Raw genomic sequence first — 17,870 nt, 5'->3', positions numbered from 1 at the left:
GGTCGGCCGGATGCTTGCCTGTGCGCGACCCGGAACCCATTTTCCCGATGCATTCAAAAGTGTTTTCGCGGGAAGCCTCTTTCGCGAAACGGCGCCATGCACGGATACTTCAGCGGATATCCCACCCGCATCTTCCGGAAATCGCATCGACGCGACGAAATCCGATGCGGGCTCCTTGCACTTGCACGCGATCGCCGAGCGCCCGTCGTGTGTCACACCCTGCCATTCCCCCATGACTCAATCCATTCATCAAGCCTCGTTGCCGGCCCGCTATCGCGCGTGGACCTGGCAAGGCAGCGAGCATCCCGCGCAGTTGCGTCTCGAACAACGGGAAACGCCGGGACTGAAACCCGGCCAGGTGCTGGTCCGCAATCACGCGATCGGCCTCAATCCGGTCGACTGGAAAGTGCTCGGCGGCGCGCTCGTGAACTGGCGCCCCGGGCATGTGCCCGGCGTCGATGGCGCGGGCACGGTGGTCGCGGTCGCGGACGACGCGATGCGCCACCTGCTGGGCCGCCGCGTCGCCTATCATCAGGCGCTCGGCGAGCACGGGAGTTTCGCGGAATACACACCGGTTGCGGCCGGCGTGCTGCTGACGGTGCCCGACACGCTCGATTTCGAAACGGCGGCGAGCGTTCCGTGCCCGGCGCTGACCGCATGGCAGGCGCTCGAGAAGGTGCCGTGCCGTGCGGCGAGGGAAATCCTCGTGAGCGGCGCAGGCGGCGCGGTCGGCAACTATCTGGTGCAGATCGCCGCCGCTCGCGGGTTCGTGGTGTCGGTATCGAGCCACGAACGACATTGGGAGCGCCTGCGCGAGCGCGGGGCAAGCCATTGCCTGCCGCGTCCCGTCGATGCAACGATCGGCGCGATGCCCGAACTGGCCCGGCGTTTCTATGCGGTGTTCGACAGCGTCGATGCGCGGCATGCGGCCTGCTGGGCACCTGCCGTGGCCGCGAACGGGCATATCGTGTGCATCCAGGGGCGCTTCGACACGCCGCCGCTACCGCCGTTCACGTCGAGCGCGTCGCTTCATGAAGTCGCGCTGAATGCGTTGCACACCTATGGCGACGATGCGGCGTGGCTCGAGACGACCGCGGCGGGCAGCATGCTGCTCGCCGGTATCGCGAACGGCCGGATGCAACCCGAAGCACGCGTCACCGGCGACTTCGGGAAGTTGCCGGCGCAACTGGAAGGGCTGCGGGAGCGGCGGTTCTCGGGTAAGCCGGTGGTGCTGGTCGACTGACGGGAGCGGTCGGCGCATGGCGCGATCGGCCGGCGACGCATGCCGTGTCCGGCCGAATTCCCGTGCCGTTTGCCTGAAACGCTCGAACCGCGCCGATCCGACATCAAATCCGAAATGGCTCGATAATGCGGACGGCGATTCATGCGGACGAGCGGCTGGCCGGAATGGCGTCGAAAGGTTGCGCGGGCAACCGGCCGACGGCATCGTTCGCAGCATCCGCCCGGCCGTGCCTGCACGCGACACGGTCGACGAAACGGCGCCACGCCTGCCTGGTCGTTCGGAATGTGCGCCGCGCCGTTCGAATCCCCACTCGATGCCTGCCCGGCGGGCATCGCAACCAGGAGGTGAACGATGATCACGCTGACCGTCAACGGTAGCGAGCAGCACTTCGACGGCAATCCCGACATGCCGTTGCTCTGGTATCTGCGCGATGTGCTCGGCCACACCGGCACCAAGTTCGGCTGCGGGATGGCGCTGTGCGGTGCGTGCACCGTGCATCTCGACGGCGTGGCGATCCGCGCGTGCATCACGCCCGTCGCGGCGGCGTCGGGCAAGCGCGTGACGACGATCGAGGGGCTGTCGACGGACCTCACGCACCCGCTGCAGCAGGCGTGGCAGGAACTGAACGTCGCGCAATGCGGTTACTGCCAGTCCGGGCAGATCATGCAGGCCGCGTCGCTGCTGAAGACCAATCCCCATCCGACCGACGCCGACATCGACGATGCGATGTCCGGCAACATCTGCCGCTGCGGCACCTATACGCGCATTCGTGCCGCGATCCGGCTGGCCGTGCGCCGCGGAGGTGCCGCATGAGCGCGCCCGAACTCTCCGTCCACAACGAAAGCCGCCGCGCGTTGCTGCTCGGCTTCGCGTCCGGCGGGCTGCTGCTCGCGTTCGGCGTGCCGTCGCTCGCTCGGGCGGCCGCGCCGGTGCAGCCGCCCGTCAGCGCGAATCCGCAGTATGGCGGCGCCGGGATGCCGCACGGCTTGCGCGACGATCCGAACCTGTTCGTTGCGATCGCACCGGACGGCACCGTCACGGTGACCTGCATCCGCTCCGAGATGGGGCAGGGCGTGCGCACGAGCGTGGCGCTCGTGGTGGCCGACGAACTGGGCGCGGACTGGGCGCGCGTGAAGGTCGCGCAAGCGGTCGGCGACGAGCCGCGCTACGGCAACCAGAACACCGACGGGTCGCGCAGCCTGCGCCAGAGCTTCGCCGCGCTGCGCCGTGCCGGGGCGGCCGCGCGCACGATGCTCGCGCAGGCAGCCGCCGGCGAATGGGGCGTCGACGTGCGCCAGGTGAAGGTGACGGTGCACGAGGTCGTCGACTCGAAGAGCGGGCGCAAGCTCGGCTTCGGCGAACTGGCCGCGAAGGCGGCCGCGCTGCCGGTGCCCGATACGAAAAGCGTGCCGTTGAAGGCGCCGGCCGAATTCCGCTATATCGGCAAGGGCAAGACGGCGCTGATCGACGGACGCGACATCGTCGGCGGCCGGGCGCAGTACGGAATCGATACGCGGCTCGACGGCATGCTGTATGCGGTCGTCGCGCGGCCGCCGGCCTACGGCGATACGGTGGCGTCGTTCGACGCGTCGGCCGCCGGGAAGCTGCCGGGCGTCGTCAAGGTCGTGCAACTGGCGGCGACGCCGCTGCCGTCCGGCTTCCAGCCGCTCGGCGGCGTGGCCGTCATCGCGCGCGATACGTGGACGGCCATCCAGGCGCGCGCGCAGTTGAAGATCGACTGGAAGCACGGACCCAACGCGGGCTACGACTCGACCGAATATCGCAAGACGCTCGAAGCGGCTGCCGCGCAGCCGGGCGACGTGATCCGCAACGACGGCGACGTGGCGGCCGCACTCGCCGGCGCCGCGAAACGCGTACGCGCGACCTACTACGTCCCGCATCTCGCGCACGCGACGATGGAGCCGCCCGCGGCCGTCGCGCGCGTGGCCGACGGCCGCTGCGAGGTATGGACCTGCACGCAGGCGCCGCAGACCACGCGCGACGAGCTCGCGAAGGCGCTCGGCTTGCCGGCGGAGCGCGTGACGGTCAACGTGACGCTGCTGGGCGGCGGCTTCGGCCGCAAGTCGAAGCCCGACTACGTGGTGGAAGCCGCGCTGCTGTCGAAGGCGGTCGGCGCGCCCGTGAAGCTGACCTTCACGCGCGAGGACGACATCGCGCACGACTACTTCCACGCGGTGTCGCTCGAAGCGTTCGACGGCGGGATCGATGCATCGGGGAAGGTGGTCGCGTGGCAGCATCGCACGGTCGCGCCGTCGATCCAGTCGACGTTCCGGGCCGGCGTCGTGCACGAGCAGCCGGGCGAGCTCGCGCAAGGCATCGCGGATCTGCCGTTCGCGATTCCGAACGTGCGGCTCGAGAATCCGGCCGCGGAAGCGCACACGAGGATCGGCTGGTTCCGCTCGGTGTACAACATCCCGCATGCGTTCGGCATCCAGAGTTTCGTGTCGGAGCTTGCGCATGCGGCCGGCCGCGATCCGAAGGATTTCCTGCTCGAGCTGATCGGGCCCGCTCGGCGTTTCGAGCCGCACATCACGGTGAAGAACGTGAACTACGGCGAGGATCCCGCGCTGTATCCGGTCGATACGGGGCGGCTGCGACGCGTGGTCGAGACGGTCGCGCGCGAAGCCGGCTGGGGCCGCAAGCTGCCGAACGGGCATGGGCTCGGGATCGCCGCGCATCGCAGCTTCGTGTCGTACACGGCCGCGGTGTGCGAGGTGCAGGTCGACGCGGACGGCAAGATCTCGGTGCCGCGCGTCGACATCGCGATCGACTGCGGGCCGCAGGTCAATCCGGAACGGGTGCGCTCGCAGCTCGAGGGCGCGGTGGTGATGGGGCTCGGCATTGCGCTGCACGGCGAGATCACGTTCAAGGACGGCCACCCGGAGCAGAGCAACTTCAACGGCTTCCAGGTGTTGAGAATGAACGAGGCGCCGCGTGAAATCCGCGTGCATCTGGTGGCGCCCGACGACTTCGCGACGCCGCTCGGCGGGGTCGGTGAACCGGGCCTGCCGCCCGTCGCGCCGGCGCTGACCAACGCGATCTTCGCGGCGACCGGCACGCGCATCCGCAGCCTGCCGGTGGCCGATCAGCTCGCGAAACCGCAGGCTGGTTGACGCAACCTCTGTCCCGCGCCGGGCCGCATCGTGCGGCCCGGTTTGCATCGACCCCTTGAACAAGGAGTGTGACGTGGCCTCATCCGATGTCAGTGTGAAGCAGACGGTTTCCCCCGCCGAATGGGAGGCGCGCGTCAACCTGGCGGCCGCGTATCGCCTCACCGCGCTGTTCGGCTGGGACGATCTCGTGTTCACCCATATTTCCGCGCGCGTGCCCGGCCCGGAGCACCACTTCCTGATCAACCCGTACGGGATGATGTTCGACGAGATCACGGCGTCGTCGCTGGTCAAGGTGGATCTCGACGGCCGCAAGGTGTCCGAATCGCCGTACGAGATCAACCCGGCCGGCTTCACGATCCACAGCGCGGTGCATGCGGCCCGCGACGATGCCCAATGCGTGATGCATACGCATTCGATCAACGGTGTGGCCGTCTCGGCGCAGGAAGCGGGCTTGCTGCCGCTGTCGCAGCAGTCGCTCGGCGTGCTCGCGTCGCTCGGCTATCACGACTACGAGGGCATCGCGCTCGACGAGGGCGAGAAGGCGCGCCTCGTGCGCGATCTCGGCAGCAATACGAACCTGATGCTGCGCAATCACGGGCTGCTGACCGTCGGTGCGACGCCGGCCGATGCGTTCGTCGCGATGTACTTCTTCGAAGCGGCCTGCATGATCCAGGTCCGCGCGCAGGCGGGCGGCTCGGCGCTGCTGCCGATCGCGCAGCCGATTCTCGACGGCATCAAACAGCAGATCGCCGCGGTCACGCGCGGGATGGGCGCCGGGGCGCTCGTCTGGCCCGGGCTGCTGCGCCGGCTCGATCGGCGCGATCCCGGCTACGCGGACTAGCGTGTTCGTCGTTGTCGTTTTCGAACGACCGTGCTAAATTCCTGCCAGCACTTGGAGCCACGCAACCCTTCATTCGGCTGACACGGCCGGCACCCCGGGAGGCAGCACGATGAGCCTGTTGATGTCGCGACGCGATCTCGCGTTCCTGCTGTACGACTGGCTCGACGCCGAAGCGCTCGTCGCGCTGCCGCGTTACGCGGAGCATAGTCGCGAGACCTTCGACGCGGTGCTCGACACCAGCGAACGGATCGCCGAAGACCTGTTCGCGCCGCATGCGGCGCGCGGCGATCGCGACGAGCCGCGGTTCGACGGCGAACGCGTGACGCTGATCCCGGAAGTCGAACCGGCCGTGCGCGCGTTCGCGGACGCCGGGCTGATCGCCGCAGGGCACGACGAAGCGCTCGGCGGCATGCGCTTGCCGAAGCTGGTCGAAGCCGCGTCGTTCCTGTTCTTCCAGGCCGCGAACATCGCGACGGCCGCGTATCCGTTCCTGACCGTCGCCAATGCGAACCTGCTCGTCGCGCACGGCAGCGCCGCGCAGATCGATGCGTTCGCGCGCCCCGAGCTGGAAGGGCGTTTCCTCGGCACGATGTGCCTGTCGGAGCCGCAAGCCGGCTCGTCGCTGTCCGACATCGCGACGCGCGCCGATTTCGAATGCGATTCGCCGCTCGGCCCGCGCTACCGGCTGACCGGCAACAAGATGTGGATATCCGGCGGCGAGCACGAGCTGGCGGAGAACATCGTCCACCTCGTGCTCGCGAAGATTCCCGACGAACATGGTCGGTTGCAACCCGGCACGCGCGGCATCTCGCTGTTCATCGTGCCGAAGTTCCTGACGGGCGCCGATGGCGATGCGAACGGCGAGCACAACGACGTCGTGCTCGCCGGGCTGAACCACAAGATGGGCTATCGCGGCACGACCAACTGCCTGCTGAATTTCGGCGAAGGGACGCGTTACCGTCCGGCAGGGCGTGCGGGCGCGATCGGTTATCTGGTCGGCCAGCCGAATCATGGGCTGGCCTACATGTTCCACATGATGAACGAGGCGCGCATCGGCGTCGGCGCGGGTGCGGTGGCGCTCGGCTACACCGGTTATCTGCACGCGCTCGACTATGCGCGCAACCGTCCGCAAGGGCGCCCGCTCGGGCCGGCCGGCAAGGATGCGGCCGCGCCGCAGGCGCCGATCGTCGATCATCCGGACGTGCGGCGCATGCTGCTCGCGCAGAAGGCTTACGTCGAGGGCGGGCTCGCGTTGATCCTGTACTGCGCGAAACTTGTCGACGAAGCGCGCGCGCACGACGATGCGGCGGTGCGCGCCGATGCCGCGCGCCTGCTCGACATCCTGACGCCGATCGCGAAAAGCTGGCCGTCGCAGTGGTGCGTTGCCGCGAACGATCTCGCGATCCAGGTGCACGGCGGTTACGGCTATACGCGCGACTACGCGGTCGAACGGCTCTATCGCGACAACCGCCTGAATCCGATTCACGAAGGCACGCACGGCATCCAGGCGCTCGATCTGCTGGGCCGCAAGGTGAGCCAGGACGACGGCGCGTCGCTGCGCGCGCTCGATGCACGGATCGGCGCGACCGTCGAGCGTGCGCGAGCGCTGGATGCCGGCATGCGCGAGCAGGCCGAGGCATTGGCCCGGCGCTGGGCGCGGCTGGGCGACGTGACACGCCAGTTGAGCGCGATCGGCGATCCGCAGACGCGGCTCGCGAACGCGAGCGTGTATCTCGAAGCGTTCGGCCATCTCGTCGTCGCCTGGCTGTGGCTCGACGTGACGCTCGCCGCGCACGGGCACGACGGCGATTTCCACGACGGCAAGCGCGCGGGGGCCCGCTACTTCTTCCACTGGGAACTGCCGAAGGTGGATGCACAGCTCGACCTGCTGTCGAGCGTCGACACGACCACGCTCGACATGCGCGACGCGTGGTTCTGAACGTGGTTTCAACGACATTCCGGAATATCGACGAGCGCGCGGATGCCGACGGCCATCGCGCGCGCGTCGTGAACCGGCCGCGCGGGGGCGCCCGCGGACCGTACCGATGCCCGGCCACACCGGGCAAGGAGAGAAGCGCATGAAAGCCCTGTTGTGTACCGCATTCGGCCCGATCGACCGCTTGCGTATCGAAGATGTCGCGATTCCCGAACCGGCGGCCGGGCAGGTCCGGATCCAGGTGAAGGCGGCATCGCTCAATTTCCCCGACGCACTGATCGTCCAGGGGCTGTATCAGGTGAAACCGGCGCTGCCGTTCTCGCCGGGCGCCGAGTTTGCTGGCGTGATCGACGCGGTCGGCGATGGCGTCACCGCGTGGCGGCCCGGCGATTCGGTGATGGCGTTCACCGGGCACGGCGGGTTCGCGGAATACTGCGTGGCCGACGCGCACCAGCTCGCCGCGCTGCCGCCGGGGATGACGTTCGAGCAGGGCGCGGCGCTCGTGCTCGCGTACGGCACGTCGCTGCACGCGTTGCAGCAGCGTGCGCGCCTGCAGGCGGGCGAGACGCTGCTCGTGCTGGGCGCGGCGGGCGGCGTCGGGATCGCCGCGATCGAGATCGCGAAAGCGCTCGGTGCGCGCGTGATCGCGGCTGCGTCGAGCGCGGACAAGCTCGCGCTGTGCCGTGAAGCCGGCGCCGACGAGACGATCGACTATGCGACCGAAGACCTGCGCCGCCGCGTCGACGAGCTGACCGGCGGGCGCGGCGCCGACGTCGTCTACGATCCGGTGGGCGGCGCCAGCAGCGAAGCGGCGCTGCGTGCGACCGCATGGCGCGGCCGGTTCCTCGTGGTCGGTTTCGCGGCCGGCGAGATCCCGAAGATCGCGCTGAACCTCGCGCTGCTGAAGGAGCGCGACATTCTGGGCGTGTTCTGGGGCGATGCGGTGCGGCGCGACCCGGCGCAGCATGCCGCGAACATGCGGCTGCTCGCCGAATGGTTCGCGGCCGGCAAGGTGCGGCCCGCGATCACCGAGCGCGTGTCGCTGGCCGGCGCGGCCGACGCGATCGCGCGGATGGCGAACCGGCAGGTGAAGGGCAAGGTCGTGATTTTTCCGGACGCGTGATCCGGGTTCGCCGCGCGGCGACGCCATGCAGGCCGCGCGGCCGCTTCTTCATGACGGCGGAGGGCGGCGCGACCCGCTGCCACCACGCCGGACTATGCAGGCGAGCACGCGATGCCGCGCGGCGCTGAAACGAACGCCGCCCGTCCTGCGTCAGCGGCTTCAGTCCTTCGGCAGGCGCAGCGTGTCGAGCGCATGCTGCGAAAACTCGACCCAGAACCGCTCGTTCGCGATGCCGGCCTGCAGCACCAGATGCTGCAGCCGCTTCGTGCGTGAATCGCCGGCCGCCGGAGCGCCGGCCGCCGGATCGCCGGCCGCCGGATCGCCGGCCGTCGCAAAGTCGCGCGCCTCGATCTGCAGATACAGATCCAGCTTTTCCTGATGAAGCGCGATGCGCCGCCGGATCTCGTGCTCGAGGCCGGCCGGCCCGAGCACGGCTTCCGCGCGCAGACGCACCATCAGCGCCTCGCGCAGCGGCGTCGGATCTTCCGGTTCGGCGATCCAGCGGCGCAATTCCTTCTTGCCGGCCGGCAGGATCCGGTACGCGCGCTTGCGGCCGCGACCGGACTCGGCGGGCAGCGATTCGATCCAGCCCATTTCCTCGAGACGCCCGAGTTCGCGATAGATCTGCTGGTGCGTCGCCTGCCAGAAGTAGCCGATCGAGCGATCGAAACGGTCGGCGAGCTCGGACCCCGAACCGGGGCGTTCGGCGAGGGCGGTGAGAAGCGCGTGCGGCAGGGACATGTCGGATCGAGGCAGGCGGCGGAATGAACCGCATCTTGCCATATCGGGGCCGCAGCACAAATGGCGAACGCATGTTTATGCAACATGTTGCATAAACAAAGGCGGCGGGCTACCATCAATGCAACTTGTTGCATAAACATGGAGACACCCGATGGCTTCCCGTTATCCGCATTTGACGACTCCGCTCGAACTCGGCTTCACGTCACTCAGGAACCGCGTGTTGATGGGGTCGATGCACGTCGGCCTGGAGGAAGCGCCGAACGGCTTCGAGCGGATGGCCGCGTTCTATGCGGAGCGCGCGCGCGGCGAGGCTGGCCTGATCGTCACGGGCGGCTTCGCGCCGAACGAGCGCGGCCGTCCGGCGCCCGGCGGCGCGATGCTGACGACCGAAGCGGACGCCGAACGGCATCGCGTCGTGACGCGCGCGGTGCAGGCGGAGGGCGGCCGCATCGCGTTGCAGATCCTGCATTTCGGGCGTTATGCGTATCACCCGGCGCTCGCGGCGCCGAGCGCGCTGAAGGCGCCGATCAACCCGTTCACGCCGCATGCGTTGACGAGCGACGAGGTCGACGAGACGATCGCCGATTTCGTGCGATGCGCGGCGCTCGCGCAGCATGCGGGCTACGACGGGGTCGAGATCATGGGCTCCGAGGGCTACCTGATCAACGAATTCATCGCCGCGCGCACGAACCATCGCGACGATGCGTGGGGCGGCGCGTACGACAACCGCATCCGCTTCGCGGTCGAGATCGTGCGGCGCGTGCGCGAGCGTGTGGGAGCGAACTTCATCGTCATCTATCGGCTGTCGATGCTCGATCTCGTCGAAGGCGGCTCCACGCTCGACGAGGTGATCCGGCTCGCGCGGGCGATCGAGGCGGCCGGCGCGACGATCCTCAATACCGGCATCGGCTGGCACGAGGCGCGCATCCCGACCATCGCGACCAAGGTGCCGCGCGCCGCGTATGCGTGGGTGACGCGGCAACTGATGGGCAAGGTCGGCATTCCGCTCGTCGCGACCAACCGGATCAATACCCCGGAAGTCGCCGAGCAACTGCTCGCCGACGGCTATTGCGACATGGTGTCGATGGCGCGGCCGTTCCTCGCCGATGCCGAATTCGTCCGCAAGGCGCGGGAAGGGCGCGCGGACGAAATCAACACGTGCATCGGCTGCAACCAGGCGTGCCTCGACCATACGTTCAGCGGCAGGATCACGTCGTGTCTCGTGAATCCGCGTGCGTGTCATGAAACCGAGCTCGTGATCGCGCCCGCGCCGCGCCGCAAGCGGATCGCGGTGGTCGGCGCCGGGCCGGCGGGCCTTGGCTTCGCGGTCACGGCGGCCGAGCGCGGTCACGCGGTCACGCTGTACGAAGCGGGCGCCGAGATCGGCGGTCAGTTCAATCTCGCGAGGAAGGTGCCCGGCAAGGAGGAGTTCAACGAGACGCTACGCTATTTCCGCCGGCAGATCGAACTGCGCGGCATCGCGCTGCACGTCGATACGCGTGCGACGGCCGAGATGCTGTTGCAGGGTGAATTCGACGAAGTGGTGATCGCGACCGGCATCGTGCCGCGCACGCCGCCGATCGACGGTGTCGGTCATCCGAAGGCGCTCGGCTATCTCGACGTGCTGCGCGACGACAAGGCCGTCGGCAACTCCGTCGCGATCGTCGGCGCGGGCGGTATCGGCTTCGACGTCGCGGAATATCTCGTCCATCGCGATCGCGGCGAGCATGGCGACGCGGACCGGTTCTTCAGCGAATGGGGCGTCGATCGATCGTATGCGAATGCCGGCGGGCTGGGCGCCGCGCGGCCCGAACCGGCCGCGCGGGAAGTGCACCTGCTGCAGCGCAAGGCGTCGAAAGTCGGCGACGGGCTCGGCAAGACCACCGGCTGGATTCACCGCACGGCGCTGAAGGCGCGCGGCGTGGGGATGTCGTCGTCGGTCACGTACCGGCGCATCGACGATGACGGCTTTCACGTGACGATCGACGGCGTCGAACGGACGCTGCCGGTGGACAACGTGGTGATCTGCGCGGGGCAGGAGCCGTCGCGCGAGCTGGCGGAACAGCTGCAGGCAGCCGGATGCCGCGTGCATCTGATCGGCGGCGCATACGAGGCCGCCGAACTCGATGCGAAGCGCGCGATTCACCAGGGCACGACGCTGGCCGCGACCCTTTGATACCGATTCGTTTCTTCCCCCGTCCAACAACGTTACTGGAGACTGCGATGACGCACCCGCCGCTGAATGTTCATCCCGCCGTCGCGAAATCGCTCGACGCGTGGCACGCGATGGTCGAGCGCAAGGATTTCGGCGCGCTGGAATCGATCGTCCATCCGGACGCCGTGTTCCGTTCGCCGATGGCATTCAAGCCGTACGGGCCGGCGCCCGCGTTGCTGATGGCGCTGCGCACGGTGATCACGATCCTCGACAACTTCACGTATCACCGCCAGTTCGTGACCGACGACGGCAAGAGCGTCGTGCTGGAGTTCGGTGCGACCGTCGGCGACAAGGCGCTGAAGGGGATCGACATGATCCGCTTCGACGACGACGGCCGGATCGTCGAATTCGAGGTCATGGTCCGGCCGTTCAATGCGCTGCAGGCGCTCGGCGCGGAAATGGGCGCGCGGCTCGGGCAGCAGTTGCCGGCATTCAAGACCGGCGGTTGAGCGGTGCGGCGGCTGCCGCATGTCGTCACGCCCGCGCGAGCCGCTCGACGAACCAGTCGCACGCGAACGCGGTGCGCTCGGACGCGTGGTTGTAGATCGTATGCTCGCCGTCCGGCCAGACCCTGAGCGTCGCGTCACCGGACGTCGCCGCATCGAGAAACGGCTGCTGATCGTCGAGCCGGATCAGCGGGTCCGCGCCGCCATGCAGCACCAGCAGCGGGCATGCGATGCGGTCGCGTTCGGACGAAAAACGCATGCGCGCGAAGTTCGCCGACACCGCCTCGGGATCGTCGTTGCCGAGCATCGCCGCCGCCTGTTCGACGAACGTGCGGAACGGCAGCAGCGTGGGTGCCGCGAGCGCGCCGTTTACGCAACAGGCCGCGATCCGTGTGTCGGATGCGGCGGTCGACGCCGCCCACAATCCGCCGATGCTGTTCCCCCAGATACCGATCGGCCCGGGCACGCGTTCGGCGACGTGATCGACGAAGCGCCGGTATGCGGCGGTCATGTCGACGTCGACGAAGACCCGCTGTTCGAGCCGCGTCTCGCCCTGGCCGGGCCCTTCGGCAAGCAGCGTCGCGACGCCGCGCGCGGCGAGCGCGCGGGCGATCGGCCAGTACGCGAAGCCCCAGCCGCTCTGGCCGCCGAACACGATCACGGTGCCGCGGATGGGCTCCGTCGGCGGATGAACCAGCCAGCCGATCAGGCGCGCATCGCCGAACGGCACTTCGACGCGTTCGATCCGTTTGTCGGACCAGCGCGCGAGGCCGTACGACGCGTCGACGAGCCGCGCATACAGCGCGCGCTTGCGCGGCACGTCGTGGTTGAACGCCATCTGCGCGAACAACAGGGCGGCGATGGCCATCGCCTGCGCGTCGGCGGCCGTGACGAGGTGGCCGGCGTCCGCCGCCTGGGTGGCGCGCGCGAGCTGCGCGTCGGCCAGCGCTTCGGCCGCGACGTCCCATGGTTCGCCGGCCGACGTGCGTGCGTGCAGCGCCACGGCGTCCGCGTAGTCCATTCCGCAATCGAGCAGGCGCGTGACGGGCATCGCGCGTTGCAGCGACAGCGCGAACGGTGACAGTTCGGTCGTCATGCGTGCGTCTCCTTCACGAAACATGGGCGGTTGGGGCCGACACCGCGGCCGGCGTGGTGGAACGGGGCGACCAGTGCAGCGTGTCGCGCAGCGCATCGACGAGTGCGCCGAGGCCGCGCAGGTCGGCCACCGAACCGAACACGATGAAATCGGGCCGCTTGATGTACGCGGCGATGCCGTGCGCCTGCAGGAACGCGTGCTGTTCGCCGTCGATGTCGATCACCGCATCCGGCGCGCATACGTCATCGGCCAGCACGGCAACGTGGCAACCGAGTTGCGCGAGGAACGCGCGCTGCGCGTCGTCGAGATGGCGGGCGGGATGCTCGCGCGTGACGAGCTGAAAACCCTGGCCGACCACGTCGTCGAAGCGGCCTTCGGCCGCGCCGCGGCGGACGCGCCCTTGCGGCGCCGGCGCGCCGGTCGTCGGCAGCAGCGTACCGTCGGCTTCGGCGTGCACGATGCCGTGCTCGAGCTTCGGGAACGGCGGCATCGGCGGCATGGCGCCGGAGCGGAACGCCGCGTCGCGCTCGGCGACCTTGCGCGGATCGTCCTCGTTGACGACCTGCCCGAGGAACAGCGACATCTGCGTGATCGCGCTCACGTGCGGGCGGCGCTCGGCTTCGTAGGTGTCGAGCAGGTCGGCATGCGCGCGCCCGGTCAGCACGAGATCCAGCTTCCATGCGAGGTTGATGCCGTCGCGCATGCCGGAGCACGCGCCTTGTCCCATGTACGGCATCATCGTGTGCGCGGCGTCGCCGGCGAGCAGCACGCGGCCGGCGCGCCAGCGTTCGGCCATGCGCGTTTCGAACGTGTAGACGACGTGGCGAAGCAGTGTCAGGTCGTCCGGCCCGTAACCGTAGTGATCGTCGAGCCACTTCCAGCCGGCCGCTTCGGTTTCCCAGTCGGCCGTCGATTCGTTCGGCAGCACGCGCAGCTCGAAACGCGTGCGCTTCGTGCCGATCGGCATGTGCATGTACGCGCGGGCCGGGTCGCAGTAGATCGTCGTGCGCGCGCAGCCATCGCCGAGATCGCGCTTGTTCTCCGAGTCGAGATTGAGCCAGCGCTCGTTGTAGCCGAAATCGGACCGCTCGATGCCGAGCGTGCGGCGCACGAAGCTGTTCGCGCCGTCCGCGCCGATCAGGTAGCGTGCGCGGATCGTGCGCGGCTGGCCGGTCCATTGCGCGTCCTGGCCGCCGCGCCACGGATGCGCGGTGAGCGTCACGCCGTCGTCGTCCTGTTGCAGCGTGTCGACTTCCCAGCCGCGCAGGATCGTCACGTTGCGGAACGTGCTCGCGCGTGCATCGATCGCATCCTCGATATCGGGCTGGTAGATCGAGATGTGCGCGGGATAGCCGCACGCGCGGCCGGTCCAGTTCAGTTCGAGCAGCAGGTCGCCGTTCGCGTCGCGGTAGTGGTAGGTGTCGACCGCCTTCGCGTTGCGCAGCGCGTGATCGACGTCGGCGCTGGCCTGCACGATCCGCGCGGTTTCGCCGTCGATGTGCGTGAGGCGCGGCAGGCCGTACGGCGTCGGCCAGCGTTCGAGGACGATCACGCGATGGCCGGCGCGGCCGAGCATCGATGCGGCGACGAGGCCGGTCGGGCCGTAGCCGACGATCGCGACGTCACAGGGTTCGACGGTGCGCTCGCCGTGCGCGCTCGATTCGGTATGCATGCGGGTTGTCTCCATGACGGTTTCGTTTGTTGGTTTGTCGTGTGTTCGCGCTCAGCGTAGCGTCGAGCCGGGCAGGTTGCCGTCGAACGCATCCTGCAGCAGCGCGCGCAGGCCGTCGCGTTCGATCGGGCGCGGGTTCCAGTACGGATTCGCGGCCGCGAGGTCGGCGGCGCGGTCGAGGTCGGCTTCCCGCATGCCGATCGCCTTCAACGAGATCGGCGCGCCGTTGTCGCGTGCCAGCGCGTAGAGGCCGCGCGCGGCGTCGTCCGTGCCGATCGCGCGGGCGATCCGCTGCATCGCGTCCGGCGCGTGCGCCGCGTTGTATGCGAGCGCATGCGGCAGCACGACCGTGTGGGTCGGTGCGTGCGGCAGATCGAAGCTGCCGCCGAGCGTATGGCAGAGCTTGTGGTGCAGCGCCATGCCGACGTTGCCGAGCACCATCCCGCACAGCCACGCGCCGTAGAGCGCCTGGCCACGCGCGTCGAGATCGGCCGGGTCGCGCCGCACGCCGGGCAGGCCGCGCGCCAGCGCGCGAATGCCTTCCTCGGCCACGAGGCTCATGACCGGATTCGCGTTGTTCGCGTAGAGCCCTTCCGCCGCATGCGCGATCGCGTTGAGGCCGCTCGTCACCGACAGTTCGACCGGCAGCGTGACCGTGAGCGCGGGATCGTAGATCACCGTCTTCGGCAGCACGCGCGCGTCGTTGCCCGTACGCTTCACGCCGCCTTCGGTGAGACCGTAGATTGGCGTCATTTCGCTGCCGGCGTAGGTCGTCGGGATCGCGAGGATCGGCAGGCCGCTTTCGAGCGCGATGGCCTTGCCGAGGCCGATCGTCGAGCCGCCGCCGATCGCGACCGCGCAATCGGCGTCGCGGGAGCGGGCGAACGCCTGCGCATCGCGGGCGATCTCGATCGGCACGTGCATCGTCGCGCGGTCGTACAGCCCGGCGGCGCGCGCACCGAGCCGCTCGACGATGCGCTCGGCGAGGTCGCGCTGCTCCGGCGTGCACAGCACGATCGCGCGCTGCGCGCCGAGTGCCGGCACTTCGCGTTCGAGATGCGCGAGGCTGCCCGCGCCGAAGATCACGCGGGCGGCGCGCGCCTGGTAGAGGAAGTCCATGTGCTCGTTACTCCGTTGCGTAGTCGACCTGGTGGCGCGCGATGCGCAGTCCGGTCAGCGCGTCGCGCACGCGGGCGTGTTCGGGATGCGTCGCATAGCCGTCGAGCGCTTCGCGCGACTCGAATTCGGCGACGAGGATCAGGTCGCATGCGTAATCGGCCGCGCTGAAATCCGCGCCGATCTCGAGGTGCGTCATGCCCGGAATCCGGCCGCGCAAGCTTTCGAAGGCCGTCTTCACGGTGGTGCGCGCGACGCTGCGTTCGTGGTCGGTTGCGCCGGCAACCTTCCACATCACGACGTGCCGGATCATGCGGCACGCTCCGCGCGATTGAGCACGAAGTCGTAGTCGAGCGTGTAGAACGGCGTGTCCATGCGCGAGCCGTCGGGCGCGATGCCGGGCGCATGCCGGACCCAGTCGGCGACCAGCGTCGAACGCACGCCGAACACCGCATCGGAGTCGAGATAGCGGTCGCCGTCGCGGAACACGTGCGTGATCAGCGTTTCGTAGCCGCGCGCTTCGATCATGAAATGCAGGTGGGCGGGGCGCCACGGATGGCGGCCGAGCGCATCGAGCATCGCGCCGACGGGGCCGTCGTGCGGAATCGGATACGGCTCGGCGAGGATCGAGCGGAACGCATAGCGGCCGTCGGCGCCGCTGCGCAGCCGGCCGCGCGCGCGATGCGTGACCGACCCGTCGTCGCCAGGCAACTGCACGTCGTAGTGGCCGTCCTCGTCGGCTTGCCACACTTCCAGCGACGCATGCGCGACCGGCGTGCCGTCGATGCCGCGTACCTGGCCCGACACGAAGCACGGCTCGCCGCATGCGCCGTTCGCGATGTCGTCGAACATCCCGAATTCGGGGCTGCCGTCGACGTAGAACGGCCCGAACACGGTCGCCTCCGTGCAGCCGGCCGGCTTTGCATGGTTCTGCGCGGTCACGAGCGTCGACAGCCCGAGCACGTCGGACAACAGGATGAACTCCTGGCGCTTGTCGTCGGTGATGCGGCCGACGGCCGTCAGGAAGCCGATCGCGGCCTGCCACTCGGCCTCGGTGAGCTTCGTTTCGCGGGCGAACGAATGCAGGTGCTGGACGAGGCTCGTCATCACCGTGCGCAGCCGCTCGTCGCGACAGCCGGAGAGCGACGCGATCACGGCCTGCGTGATGGTGTCTTCGTTGAGATTGCGCATTGGGGTTTGTCTCCTGATGTCGTTCGATGGCGCGTTGACGTAACATTAATTCCTCCCCGAATCGTAAAAAAGTGGGTTTGGAGGAGTTTTGTTCTCCGCCAGGTGGAAGAATCGAACGCATGGACAAGTGGACGCAGATCGAGTTTTTCGTACAGGTGGCGGAGCTCGGCAGCCTGTCGAAGGCTGCCGAGCGGCTCGGCATGTCGAGCGCGGCGGCGAGCCGCTGCCTGAACGCGCTGGAAGAGCGGCTGGGCGCGCGGCTCGTCGAGCGGACCACGCGCCGGCTGTGGCTGACCGACGCCGGGCACGAGTACCACCGGCGTTGTGTCGCGATCCTCAACGAGCTGTCGGAAGCGGACGCGGCCGTCAACGAAGCGAGCGTCATTCCGGCCGGTACGCTGCGCGTGACCGCGTCGGTGTCGTTCGCGTCGATCTACATCGCGCCCGCGCTGCCCGAATTTCACCGGCGCTACCCGAACCTGAACGTGCAGATCGTCGCGGCGAACCGTTACCCGGATTTCATCGAGGCCGGCATCGACGTGGCGATCCGCACGCGCGAACACGAAGCGGATTCGGGCATCACCGTGCGCAAGCTCGCCGAGACACGGCGCGTGCTGGCCGCGTCGCCCGGGTATCTGGCGAAGCACGGCGCGCCGGCGACGCCCGATGCGCTGGGCGATCACCGGCTGCTCGTCTACAACCTCGCGAACGATCCATACGTGCTGCATTTCCGCCATGGTGCGAAGAAGCAGTCGGTCACGATCAAGAGCGTGCTCGATGCGAACGAAGGGCAGGTGATCCGCGCGGCGGCGCTCGCCGGGCTCGGCATCCTGATCCAGCCGCTTTACATCATTCACGACGATATCGTCGCCGGGAAGCTGGTGCCGGTGCTGACCGACTGGCAACTGCCCGCGCTCACCGTCAACATCGCGTACCAGAGCCGCCGACACCAGCCGGCGAAGATCCGCGTCTTCACCGAGTTCCTGATCGAGCGTTTCGAACGACTCGGACTCGCGCGCAAATGGAAGGAAGTCGGCCGCTGAGTACCCGCGGGCGCCGCGCCGTCGCGCATTTCTCCGTGTGACGGAGAACTGTTCTCCCGATCGTCGTCTTTTT

The 17,870-nt window shown here is 68.7% G+C and carries 15 protein-coding genes; 9 read left to right on the top strand and 6 right to left on the bottom strand.

Annotation, left to right across the window (positions count from 1 at the left end; all coding sequences use genetic code 11):
• Positions 1-232: 232 nt before the first annotated feature.
• From DTA15_RS28490 to DTA15_RS28465, 6 genes are all read left to right on the top strand, one after another.
• Entirely contained in the window at positions 233-1,243 is a 1,011-nt protein-coding gene (locus tag DTA15_RS28490) for a zinc-binding dehydrogenase (protein WP_034178406.1), read from the top strand.
• 351 nt (positions 1,244-1,594) lie between these two features.
• Entirely contained in the window at positions 1,595-2,056 is a 462-nt protein-coding gene (locus DTA15_RS28485) for a (2Fe-2S)-binding protein (RefSeq protein ID WP_006490528.1), read from the top strand.
• A complete protein-coding gene (locus DTA15_RS28480; protein WP_006490526.1) occupies positions 2,053-4,377 on the top strand; it encodes a xanthine dehydrogenase family protein molybdopterin-binding subunit in 2,325 nt (774 codons plus the stop codon). Before DTA15_RS28485 ends, DTA15_RS28480 begins: the two co-directional genes overlap by 4 nt.
• Before the next feature lie 73 nt (positions 4,378-4,450).
• On the top strand, positions 4,451-5,218 hold the full coding sequence (locus DTA15_RS28475) for a class II aldolase/adducin family protein (RefSeq protein WP_006490608.1): 768 nt from the start codon (positions 4,451-4,453) through the stop codon (positions 5,216-5,218).
• A gap of 109 nt (positions 5,219-5,327) precedes the next feature.
• On the top strand, positions 5,328-7,157 hold the full coding sequence (locus DTA15_RS28470) for an acyl-CoA dehydrogenase (protein ID WP_006490595.1): 1,830 nt from the start codon (positions 5,328-5,330) through the stop codon (positions 7,155-7,157).
• 139 nt (positions 7,158-7,296) lie between these two features.
• Complete coding sequence (locus tag DTA15_RS28465) at positions 7,297-8,277, top strand: NADPH:quinone oxidoreductase family protein (protein WP_006490601.1); 981 nt, start codon at positions 7,297-7,299, stop codon at positions 8,275-8,277.
• A gap of 159 nt (positions 8,278-8,436) precedes the next feature.
• On the opposite strand, the gene DTA15_RS28460 is transcribed toward DTA15_RS28465, so the two are convergent.
• A complete protein-coding gene (locus DTA15_RS28460; RefSeq protein WP_006490577.1) occupies positions 8,437-9,018 on the bottom strand; it encodes a PadR family transcriptional regulator in 582 nt (193 codons plus the stop codon).
• Positions 9,019-9,169: 151 nt separating this feature from the next.
• On the opposite strand from DTA15_RS28460, the gene DTA15_RS28455 reads away from it, so the two are divergent.
• On the top strand, positions 9,170-11,194 hold the full coding sequence (locus DTA15_RS28455; protein WP_006490590.1) for an oxidoreductase: 2,025 nt from the start codon (positions 9,170-9,172) through the stop codon (positions 11,192-11,194).
• Between the two features lie 47 nt (positions 11,195-11,241).
• Positions 11,242-11,682, top strand: a complete 441-nt coding sequence (locus DTA15_RS28450; RefSeq protein WP_006490563.1) for a nuclear transport factor 2 family protein — start codon at positions 11,242-11,244, stop codon at positions 11,680-11,682.
• A 25-nt stretch (positions 11,683-11,707) separates the two neighbouring features.
• Here DTA15_RS28450 and DTA15_RS28445 read toward each other — a convergent pair whose 3' ends face one another.
• The 5 genes from DTA15_RS28445 to DTA15_RS28425 are packed head-to-tail and all read right to left on the bottom strand — an operon-like array spanning position 11,708 to position 16,754.
• Positions 11,708-12,775 (bottom strand): alpha/beta hydrolase, encoded by a 1,068-nt coding sequence (locus DTA15_RS28445; protein WP_006490585.1) that lies wholly within the window; start codon positions 12,773-12,775, stop codon positions 11,708-11,710.
• 13 nt (positions 12,776-12,788) lie between these two features.
• The gene (mhpA, locus tag DTA15_RS28440; protein ID WP_227743226.1) at positions 12,789-14,462 is read right to left on the bottom strand and encodes a bifunctional 3-(3-hydroxy-phenyl)propionate/3-hydroxycinnamic acid hydroxylase MhpA; all 1,674 of its coding nucleotides are present in this window, start codon (positions 14,460-14,462) and stop codon (positions 12,789-12,791) included.
• A 36-nt stretch (positions 14,463-14,498) separates the two neighbouring features.
• Positions 14,499-15,566 carry a maleylacetate reductase gene (locus DTA15_RS28435; RefSeq protein ID WP_006490547.1) on the bottom strand — a complete coding sequence of 356 codons (1,068 nt, stop codon included), beginning with the start codon at positions 15,564-15,566 and terminating at the stop codon, positions 14,499-14,501.
• A gap of 7 nt (positions 15,567-15,573) precedes the next feature.
• A complete protein-coding gene (locus DTA15_RS28430) occupies positions 15,574-15,876 on the bottom strand; it encodes a Dabb family protein (protein ID WP_006492128.1) in 303 nt (100 codons plus the stop codon).
• Positions 15,873-16,754, bottom strand: coding sequence for an intradiol ring-cleavage dioxygenase (locus tag DTA15_RS28425; protein WP_006490560.1), 882 nt, complete (start codon positions 16,752-16,754; stop codon positions 15,873-15,875). Before DTA15_RS28425 ends, DTA15_RS28430 begins: the two co-directional genes overlap by 4 nt.
• A gap of 119 nt (positions 16,755-16,873) precedes the next feature.
• Between DTA15_RS28425 and DTA15_RS28420 the strand changes: the two genes are divergently transcribed.
• Positions 16,874-17,797, top strand: coding sequence for a LysR family transcriptional regulator (locus tag DTA15_RS28420; protein ID WP_006490514.1), 924 nt, complete (start codon positions 16,874-16,876; stop codon positions 17,795-17,797).
• The last annotated feature ends 73 nt before the right edge of the window (positions 17,798-17,870 follow it).

The organism is Burkholderia cenocepacia (assembly GCF_900446215.1).
GTDB lineage: Bacteria > Pseudomonadota > Gammaproteobacteria > Burkholderiales > Burkholderiaceae > Burkholderia > Burkholderia cenocepacia.
The sequence above is the reverse complement of the archived record's forward strand: the minus strand, read 5'-3'. Positions and strand labels throughout refer to the sequence as shown.

What these genes read in the sequence shown, in the direction of transcription:
- DTA15_RS28490 (WP_034178406.1), top strand. Translation starts at nt 233, where the DNA reads ATGACTCAATCCATTCATCAAGCCTCGTTGCCGGCCCGCTATCGCGCG.
- DTA15_RS28485 (WP_006490528.1), top strand. Translation starts at nt 1,595, where the DNA reads ATGATCACGCTGACCGTCAACGGTAGCGAGCAGCACTTCGACGGCAAT.
- DTA15_RS28480 (WP_006490526.1), top strand. Translation starts at nt 2,053, where the DNA reads ATGAGCGCGCCCGAACTCTCCGTCCACAACGAAAGCCGCCGCGCGTTG.
- DTA15_RS28470 (WP_006490595.1), top strand. Translation starts at nt 5,328, where the DNA reads ATGAGCCTGTTGATGTCGCGACGCGATCTCGCGTTCCTGCTGTACGAC.
- DTA15_RS28465 (WP_006490601.1), top strand. Translation starts at nt 7,297, where the DNA reads ATGAAAGCCCTGTTGTGTACCGCATTCGGCCCGATCGACCGCTTGCGT.
- DTA15_RS28460 (WP_006490577.1), bottom strand. Translation starts at nt 9,018, where the DNA reads ATGTCCCTGCCGCACGCGCTTCTCACCGCCCTCGCCGAACGCCCCGGT.
- DTA15_RS28455 (WP_006490590.1), top strand. Translation starts at nt 9,170, where the DNA reads ATGGCTTCCCGTTATCCGCATTTGACGACTCCGCTCGAACTCGGCTTC.
- DTA15_RS28450 (WP_006490563.1), top strand. Translation starts at nt 11,242, where the DNA reads ATGACGCACCCGCCGCTGAATGTTCATCCCGCCGTCGCGAAATCGCTC.
- DTA15_RS28445 (WP_006490585.1), bottom strand. Translation starts at nt 12,775, where the DNA reads ATGACGACCGAACTGTCACCGTTCGCGCTGTCGCTGCAACGCGCGATG.
- mhpA (WP_227743226.1), bottom strand. Translation starts at nt 14,462, where the DNA reads ATGGAGACAACCCGCATGCATACCGAATCGAGCGCGCACGGCGAGCGC.
- DTA15_RS28435 (WP_006490547.1), bottom strand. Translation starts at nt 15,566, where the DNA reads ATGGACTTCCTCTACCAGGCGCGCGCCGCCCGCGTGATCTTCGGCGCG.
- DTA15_RS28430 (WP_006492128.1), bottom strand. Translation starts at nt 15,876, where the DNA reads ATGATCCGGCACGTCGTGATGTGGAAGGTTGCCGGCGCAACCGACCAC.
- DTA15_RS28425 (WP_006490560.1), bottom strand. Translation starts at nt 16,754, where the DNA reads ATGCGCAATCTCAACGAAGACACCATCACGCAGGCCGTGATCGCGTCG.
- DTA15_RS28420 (WP_006490514.1), top strand. Translation starts at nt 16,874, where the DNA reads ATGGACAAGTGGACGCAGATCGAGTTTTTCGTACAGGTGGCGGAGCTC.